This window comes from Streptomyces silaceus (assembly GCF_001419745.1).
Taxonomy (GTDB): Bacteria; Actinomycetota; Actinomycetes; order Streptomycetales; family Streptomycetaceae; genus Streptomyces; species Streptomyces silaceus.
Genome location: NZ_LIRJ01000347.1, coordinates 24104 through 31752 on the forward strand (window position 1 = coordinate 24104; position 7649 = coordinate 31752).

Annotated in this window: 6 protein-coding genes and 1 pseudogene; 1 reads left to right on the top strand and 6 read right to left on the bottom strand. The window is 71.0% G+C overall.

What is annotated here, in order from left to right:
* Positions 1 to 10: 10 nt before the first annotated feature.
* On the bottom strand, positions 11 to 2095 hold the full coding sequence (gene pta / locus AOK22_RS28660) for a phosphate acetyltransferase (RefSeq protein WP_055701622.1): 2085 nt from the start codon (positions 2093 to 2095) through the stop codon (positions 11 to 13).
* A 365-nt stretch (positions 2096 to 2460) separates the two neighbouring features.
* Here pta and AOK22_RS28665 point away from each other — a divergent pair, with 365 nt between their 5' ends.
* The gene (locus AOK22_RS28665; RefSeq protein WP_055701623.1) at positions 2461 to 3486 is read left to right on the top strand and encodes a 6-phosphofructokinase; all 1026 of its coding nucleotides are present in this window, start codon (positions 2461 to 2463) and stop codon (positions 3484 to 3486) included.
* A gap of 126 nt (positions 3487 to 3612) precedes the next feature.
* On the opposite strand, the gene AOK22_RS28670 is transcribed toward AOK22_RS28665, so the two are convergent.
* From AOK22_RS28670 to AOK22_RS28690, 5 genes and pseudogenes are all read right to left on the bottom strand, one after another.
* Positions 3613 to 4242, bottom strand: coding sequence for a helix-turn-helix domain-containing protein (locus AOK22_RS28670; RefSeq protein ID WP_055701624.1), 630 nt, complete (start codon positions 4240 to 4242; stop codon positions 3613 to 3615).
* Positions 4243 to 4401: 159 nt separating this feature from the next.
* The gene (locus AOK22_RS28675) at positions 4402 to 4899 is read right to left on the bottom strand and encodes a hypothetical protein (protein WP_055701625.1); all 498 of its coding nucleotides are present in this window, start codon (positions 4897 to 4899) and stop codon (positions 4402 to 4404) included.
* Between the two features lie 19 nt (positions 4900 to 4918).
* Positions 4919 to 5866, bottom strand: a complete 948-nt coding sequence (locus AOK22_RS28680) for a putative T7SS-secreted protein (RefSeq protein WP_208606458.1) — start codon at positions 5864 to 5866, stop codon at positions 4919 to 4921.
* Positions 5802 to 6182, bottom strand: a complete 381-nt coding sequence (locus AOK22_RS28685) for a hypothetical protein (protein WP_055701627.1) — start codon at positions 6180 to 6182, stop codon at positions 5802 to 5804. The genes AOK22_RS28680 and AOK22_RS28685 overlap by 65 nt, the downstream gene beginning before the upstream one ends.
* 105 nt (positions 6183 to 6287) lie before the next feature.
* Positions 6288 to 7649 (bottom strand): annotated as a pseudogene (locus AOK22_RS28690) (hypothetical protein); the annotation flags it as partial.

Consider the following 7649-nt stretch of genomic DNA (forward strand, 5'->3'; position numbering starts at 1 on the left):
CTGTGGGGGGTCAGCTGGCGGCCGGCGTCTGGGCCTGGGCCTGGATCGCCGTGATGGCGACGGTGTTGACGATGTCCTGGACGAGCGCGCCCCGGGACAGGTCGTTGACCGGCTTGCGCAGGCCCTGGAGGACCGGGCCGACGGCGATCGCGCCGGCCGAGCGCTGCACGGCCTTGTAGGTGTTGTTGCCGGTGTTCAGGTCGGGGAAGATCAGCACGCTGGCCTGGCCCGCCACGTCCGAGTCGGGCAGCTTGGTGGCCGCCACCGACGGCTCCACGGCGGCGTCGTACTGGATCGGGCCCTCGATCTTCAGGTCGGAGCGCTGGGTGCGCACCAGCTCGGTGGCCTCGCGCACCTTGTCGACGTCGGCGCCCGAACCGGAGGTGCCGGTCGAGTACGAGAGCATCGCGATCCGCGGCTCCACGCCGAACTGCTCGGCGGTGGTGGCCGACTGGACGGCGATGTCCGCGAGCTGCGGGGCGTTGGGGTCCGGGTTCACCGCGCAGTCGCCGTAGACGAGGACCTTGTCGGCGAGGCACATGAAGAAGACGGAGCTCACGATGGACGCGTCCGGCTTGGTCTTGATGATCTCGAAGGCGGGCCGGATGGTGGCGGCCGTGGAGTGCACGGAGCCGGAGACCATGCCGTCGGCGAGGCCCTCCTGGACCATCAGGGTGCCGAAGTAGTTCACGTCGGCGACCACGTCGTACGCGAGCTCGACGGTGACGCCCTTGTGGGCGCGCAGCTCCGCGTACGCGGCGGCGAAACGATCCCGCAGCTCGGAGGTCTGCGGGTCGATGAGCTCGGAGTCGGCGAGGTCCACGCCGAGGTCCGCGGCCTTCTTGCGGATCTGCTCGACCGGGCCGAGCAGGGTCAGGTCGCAGACGCCGCGGCGCAGCAGCACGTCGGCGGCGCGCAGCACCCGCTCCTCGGTGCCCTCGGGCAGCACGACGCGGCGCTTGTCGGCGCGGGCCCGCTCCAGGAGCTTGTGCTCGAACATCATCGGCGTGACGCGGTCGCTGCTCGGCGCCGAGACGCGCCCCAGGAGGTCCGCGGTGTCGACGTACCGCTCGAAGAGACCGAGCGCGGTCTCCGCCTTGCGGGGCGTCGCCGCGTTCAGCTTGCCCTCCAGGGCGAAGAGCTCGGCCGCGGTGGGGAAGGAGCCGCCGGAGACCGCGACCACCGGGGTGCCGGGCGCGAGGCGGTCGGCGAGGGTGAGGATCTCCTGGCCGGGCTGCTCGTTCAGGGTCAGCAGGACGCCCGCTATCGGCGGGGTGCCGGCGCTGTGCGCGGCCAGCGAGCCCACCACGAGGTCGGCGCGGTCCCCGGGGGTGACCACGAGGCAGCCCGGGGTCAGGGCGTTCAGGAAGTTCGGCAGCATGGCGCCGCCGAAGACGAAGTCCAGGGCGTCGCGGGCGAGCCCCGAGTCGTCGCCGAGGAGCACCCGGCCGCCCAGCGCGTGGGTGATCTGCGCGACCGTCGGCGCGGAGAGCGCGGCCTCGTCGGGCAGCACGTAGCAGGGCACGGGCAGCCGGGCCTCCAGCCGCTCGTGGATCTCGTCGCGGTCGGCCGGGGCCACCCGGTTGGTGATCATCGCGAGGACGTCGCAGCCGAGGCCGTCGTACGCGCGGTAGGCGTTCCGCGTCTCGGCGCGCACGGACTCGGCGGTCTGGTTCTTCCCGCCGACCACGGGGAGCACGGAGGCGCCGAACTCGTTGGCGAGCCGGGCGTTGAGCGCGAGCTCGTCGGGCAGCTGGGTGGCGGCGAAGTCGGTGCCGAGGACGAGGACGACCTCGTAGTCCCGCGCGACCTGGTGGAAGCGGTCCACGAGCCGCGAGACCAGCTCGTCGGTGCCCTGCTCGGCCTGGAGCGCGGACGCCTCGTGGTAGTCCATGCCGTACACGGACGCGGCGTCCTGCGAGAGGCGGTAGCGGGACCGCAGCAGGTCGAAGAGCCGGTCGGGCCCGTCGTGGACCAGGGGGCGGAAGACGCCGACCCGGTCGACCTGGCGGGTCAGGAGCTCCATGACTCCCAGCTCGACGACCTGGCGGCCGTCGCCGCGGTCGATCCCGGTCACGTACACGCTGCGCGTCACGCGTCGTCTCCCCTTCTTCGCTGCCTGAGCTCTCGGAGCTGTCTGAGCTCTCTGAGCTGCTGTCTGTCTCGGCTGTTACGGCTGTCGTGGCTGTCACCGCTGTCGCGGCCGGTCTGGCGGTGCCCGGCGCGGGTGCCGGATGAGTGGGACAAAGTACCTGATATCGCGGCGGTGCCCCCTTGACAATACCTCTGCGGGTGGCTAGGTCGCCCGCCGGACGAAAGGCCCGGTGAAGGGGGTCCCAAGGCCCCTTCCCGTTCCTCGCACGCGCATCCGTCGGACACACGTGAGCGGCGACCCCCTTGCGACCGTGGAACAATCGGACCGGCTCACAAGTACCAACAGCGAGCAGGAGACACAGCGCGATGCGTATCGGAATTCTCACCGCGGGCGGCGACTGCCCCGGCCTCAACGCAGTGATCCGGTCGGTCGTGCACCGCGCCGTGACGCATTACGGCGACGAGGTCATCGGCTTCGAGGACGGCTACGCGGGCCTGCTCGACGGGCGCTACCGCAGCCTCGACCTGAACGCGGTGAGCGGCATCCTGGCCCGCGGCGGCACGATCCTCGGCTCCTCGCGCCTGGAGCGCGCCCGCTTCCGCGCGGCCTGCGACAACGCCAAGGAACTGATCGAGAAGAGCGGCTTCGACGCGCTCATCCCGATCGGCGGCGAGGGCACGCTGACCGCGGCGCGCATGCTGTCGGACGCGGGTGTGCCGGTCGTAGGCGTGCCGAAGACCATCGACAACGACATCTCCTCCACGGACCGCACCTTCGGCTTCGACACCGCGGTGGGCGTCGCCACCGAGGCCATGGACCGCCTCAAGACCACCGCCGAGTCGCACCAGCGCGTGATGGTCGTCGAGGTCATGGGCCGCCACGCGGGCTGGATCGCCCTGGAGTCCGGCATGGCCGGCGGCGCGCACGGCATCTGCCTGCCCGAGCGGCCCTTCGACCCCTCCGACCTGGTCGCGATGGTCGAGGAGCGGTTCGCGCGCGGCAAGAAGTTCGCGGTGATCTGCGTGGCCGAGGGCGCGCACCCGCAGGACGGCACGATGGACTACGGCAAGGGCGCGATCGACCAGTTCGGCCACGAGCGCTTCCAGGGCATCGGCACGGCCCTCGCCTACGAGCTGGAGGCCCGCCTCGGCAAGGAGGCCAAGCCGGTCATCCTCGGCCACGTCCAGCGCGGCGGCACCCCCACGGCGTACGACCGCGTCCTCGCCACCCGCTTCGGCTGGCACGCGGTGGAGGCGGCGCACCGCGGCGAGTACGGCAAGATGACGGCCCTGCGCGGCACGGACATCACGATGGTGCCGCTGGCGGACGCGGTCACGGAGCTGAAGACGGTCCCGAAGGACCGGATGGACGAGGCGGAGTCGGTTTTCTAGGGAAGTCGCCGGCGGGCGGTGCGCGGGCCGGGACGTTGGACCCGCCCCGTACGGGCCGTCCGCCCAGCCGGCCCCGGGCCCGACGGCACCTCTTCCGGGACGATCGGCCCATGCCCCTCGGGGCGATCAGCCCCGATTCTCCGGGACCAGAGCCCAGAAGAACTCCAGCACGCGGTCCAGATAGTCCCGCCCGGCCTCGCCGGAGGCATCGGACCCGGCACCGCCGCCCCAGCTGAGGGTGCGCGCCATCCGCGACTGGTAGTCCTCGTGCATGCGCCGCAGCGCGCGCTCCACGTGCTTGCGGTCCAGGGGGAGCAGCTTGGCGACGGGCCGCACGTACCCCTGCCACCGCGTGGTCACGGCGCTGCGCAGCAACTCGGCGAGCGGCTCGGCCCGCCCGGTCACGTTGACGAAGGCGGGCACGGAGAGCGCGAGGACCTCGGCGAGGGCGGTGGACTGGCGCTCGTTGCCGCGCCAGGAGTTGGTCTCCTCCATGCGCAGATACGCCTGTATCTCCACGCCGGCCCCCCGCGCCACGTCCTCCGGTGCGAGCCCCCGGGCGATCCGGTGCTCGCGCAACGTACGGGCGGCGCCCATGAGTTCACCGGGCGAGCACCACAAGGTGGCGGCGAGGGCGCTGAGTTCGGCGGAACTGGGGGAGGCGAGCCCCCGCTCCCAGGCGGTGATGGTGTCGGCGGTGATGTACGAGAGCCCGTAACTGGCCTGCATTCCGTACGCGACGTGCCCGGGCGCCATACCCAACGCCTCGCGCAGCCGCCGGGCGGCGGGAAAGTTGAACGGGGGCGTGGGCTCACTCGACTGGCTCGGTTGCACGGGCACACCGTATGGGGGGCGGGGCCCGGCGACTACGGTGCGTTTCTACGAGGTTGCGGATTGGTGTGAACCTACGGAGTCTCATGGAGCGGCGGGATCCTGGCTGACGATGATCGACCAGAGGGATCCCGGTTCCACGGCCCCTTGTGAAGGCTCGCCGGCCACGTACAGGGAAGTCCCGGTGCTCGTCTCTCGGAACTGACGGAACCCTCCGGCCGAGGGCTCCGTGACTTCATCGAGCTCACCTCCTCGGGCCTGCAGCGCCGCCCGGAACAGATCGAGGGGTACGTGCCGGGAGAACTCGCCATGCACGTCTGTGAGCGGACGGGGGACGACCTCGTCGAGCCCGCGTGCCAGGCGATGGATCTGGAGTGACGCGGACACGGATTCCCAGGAACCCGCGCGTCTCACGAACGCGATCTCGATCAGCCCGTAGTCCCGCCGCATGCGCGACTTCCGCGCATCGTCCAGGAAGTCGCTGCCGAGCCTGCTCTCCCACTCCTCCGGCGCGGCGCCAAGAGGGACACCGAGGAATGTCTTGCGCAGGGCCGCTTCGGCATAGAAGTCGATGTCGGACATCAGCCGCCCTCTGCCTTGTTCATTTTCTCGAGGTTCTTGATGATGAAGTGCATCTCAGCCGCGCGATTCTGTCGAACGCAACGTCGAGCAGGCCTGCTTGGCCTTTTGCGTATTTGGTGAGGGTGTCGGCGAGAACGATCGCGCCCGCGACGATGACGATGGCGGCGAGGATCGGGCCGCCCACGATCATCGCGATGACGCCCACGACGGCGACGACGACCTTGCAGACGGCGACGATGGTGTCCCAGTTGTCGGACACCCAGTCGCCGATCTCCTCCCACCACTTGCGGTTCTGGATCCCCGCGTCCGACGCCTCGTCGATCTTCCGCTTGGCGGTGCCCGCCGCGTCCTCACGGATCTTGCGGGCGTCCGCGGCCATCTTCTTCGCCGCTTCGAGGGCACTCTGCGCGGAGTCCACATCACCCTGCGCGGACTTCTGGGCCTTCTCCGCGGAGGCGGCGTTGCGGGTGGCGGCCTTGACCTTGTCGGGGTCGGGCTGGGGCACGTCCTTGCCCTTGGAGCCGCCGTCCTCCTTGTACTTGTCGGCTTCCTTGCCCGCCTTCTCCACCCAGGAATCGGCCGAGGACAGCCGGGACTTGGCCGACGACAGATCCGCCTGAGCCTCACGCCCCTTGACCAGGGCCTTGTCGGCCATGGTCTGCGCACGCTCCAGTTCCGGCCAGTACCCCGACAGCGCGTCGCCCGCCATCTCATAGCTCTTCTTGAGCTTCTTCAGCTTGCTCGGCGCGTCCTCGAACTTCTCCGTGAAGGCCTCCGCCGTCTGCCCGGCCCACTGCAAGATGGCGTCCTCGCCCGCCATCCCCTTGATGTCCCGCAGGACTTTCCCCACGTCATCGGCGAAGTCATGCAGACTCCCGGCGAGCTTGCGCACCCGCTGCGGATCACCGGGAGTCGGGCCCTTGTCCAGGTCCAGGACGTGCCAATCCGACGGCCGGTGGCCCCCCATCGCTCCCTTCGAGGCCGCCGAGGGCGTCCCTGCCGCCCCGTAGCGCACTGACTTCTCTGCAGAGCACCAGGCCGCTGCCCGCCGCGCTGCGCAGGACGACGGCCATGTGGCGGTCGCCGGCGCCGGACTCGGCGGCCAGTTCCATGAGGACGGCACGCTCGCTGTCGTCGCCCGGGCGTACTTCAGGAGCGACGTACCGCGTCCCGACCCGGACGGCGGCCACGCCCTCGAAGTGCAGGTCGAGGCAGGTCTCGTGGTCGGCGTCCGGGGTGGCGCGCAGCAGGAGCTGGGAGTGGCCCACTCCGTAGCGCCACATCCGGAAGGTGCGGGACGAGCGGAATGTGGGCTCGGGCGGTGGTCGGCCAGGGGCATTGCGGTGGCTTGGCAGGGGAGGGAGGCCTTCCGAGTAGGTGCATGAGGGTCAGTCGCGTGTCGGGCGGAAGGTCTTGGTCTGTTTGCCGAGTTCCTTCCAGTGGCCGTTTTCTCGGCGGTCGAACCACACCGGCCAGCCGCGCGCCGAGCGGCGCTTCTCGAAGGAGATCTCGTGCAGGATGCCGTTCACCGAGACGTTCTGGATCTCGCGGTCCAGGGTGTGGCGCAGGGACGTCGGTGCCGTGTTCGGCGGGAGGTTCTCGAGGGCCGTCGCCAGGGCCGTCGCGCCGTCGTGCAGTTCCTGGTTGCCGCGGGCCGGGAGGTTGTCGTCCGGTTCGCCGTTGTAGCTGCGGGTGCGGATCGTGCCGTTGGGGAGGTCGCCGTCCCTGACCCGTTCCCGCGCGCGGTCCTTGGAGTCCGCGCAGGTTCCCTCGGGGTCCCCCTGCGTGAGGAGCGGGCCCTTGAAGCCGTCCGACCTGAGCCTCTTCGTCCAGACCGGGGCCGACGTTCCCGTCGGAATCACGACCGCGTCCGCCCGCGCCGCCGCGACCAGCGCGGGGATCCTCGCCGGCTTCACCTCGGACGGGTCCCCCTTCAGCGCCTCGACCGCCACCCCGCCCTTGCGCAGCGCCGTGCCGATGCCGTCCGTGCGGTTCACCCAGAGCGCGTCCTCGGCGACCAGCACCCTGCGCGCGTCCGTCCGCGAGCGGAGGTAGCCCGCCATCGCCTCGCCCTGGCGCGCTTCGTCGGCCGGGATCGCGAACGCCCCGTCGGCGTGCGCGTATTCGGCGCACGTGCTGATCTCCGGCAGGAACGCCTCGTCCGTGTCGTGCACCCAGGCGAAGTCCGTCGTGTCACCGATCACGGCCAGCATGTCCGGGTGCCTCGCGAGGAGTTCGCGTGAGCTGGTGTCCGGATTCGCCGTCACCGGCACGATACGGAAGCGGCCGGCGCCCTTCGCGCCGAGCGCCTCCGTGAACGCCGACTTCACCGTGCGCAGTTGCTGCGTCGTGAACTGCCGGTGCTCCGCACGCTCGTACTCGTCCGCGCTGTCGTCGCCTCCCGCATGCCGGTAGCTGTGGGCCACGCCGATCTTGTAGACCTGCCCGCCGGCGGGCGCGCCCGGCCCGTGCGACCCGGCCTCGGCGTCGGACGAGGTCACGGAACGTATGCCGAAGCCCGCTGCCGGGATGCCCACCGCCAGGACCAGGGCCGTCGGGAGGAGCAGCCGTCTGCGGGAGGAGGCGGGGCGGCGTGGGGCGGGGAGTGCCGCTTGGGTGGTCGCCTTCGCCACGGAGCCGACCGTGTCGGCGGTGTTCCACGGGTTGCTCGCGTCCGATGGGGTGCCGTCCGACGGCGCCGTGTCCGACGGCCTCGCGTCCCACACCTCCGTGTCCGACGGCGCCGTGTC

Coding starts and splice junctions, on each gene's coding strand:
- AOK22_RS28670 (WP_055701624.1), bottom strand. CDS start 4,242: ATGGCGCCCGGGCACGTCGCGTACGGAATGCAGGCCAGTTACGGGCTC.
- AOK22_RS28685 (WP_055701627.1), bottom strand. CDS start 6,182: ATGTGGCGCTACGGAGTGGGCCACTCCCAGCTCCTGCTGCGCGCCACC.
- AOK22_RS28665 (WP_055701623.1), top strand. CDS start 2,461: ATGCGTATCGGAATTCTCACCGCGGGCGGCGACTGCCCCGGCCTCAAC.
- AOK22_RS28680 (WP_208606458.1), bottom strand. CDS start 5,866: ATGGGGGGCCACCGGCCGTCGGATTGGCACGTCCTGGACCTGGACAAG.
- AOK22_RS28675 (WP_055701625.1), bottom strand. CDS start 4,899: ATGTCCGACATCGACTTCTATGCCGAAGCGGCCCTGCGCAAGACATTC.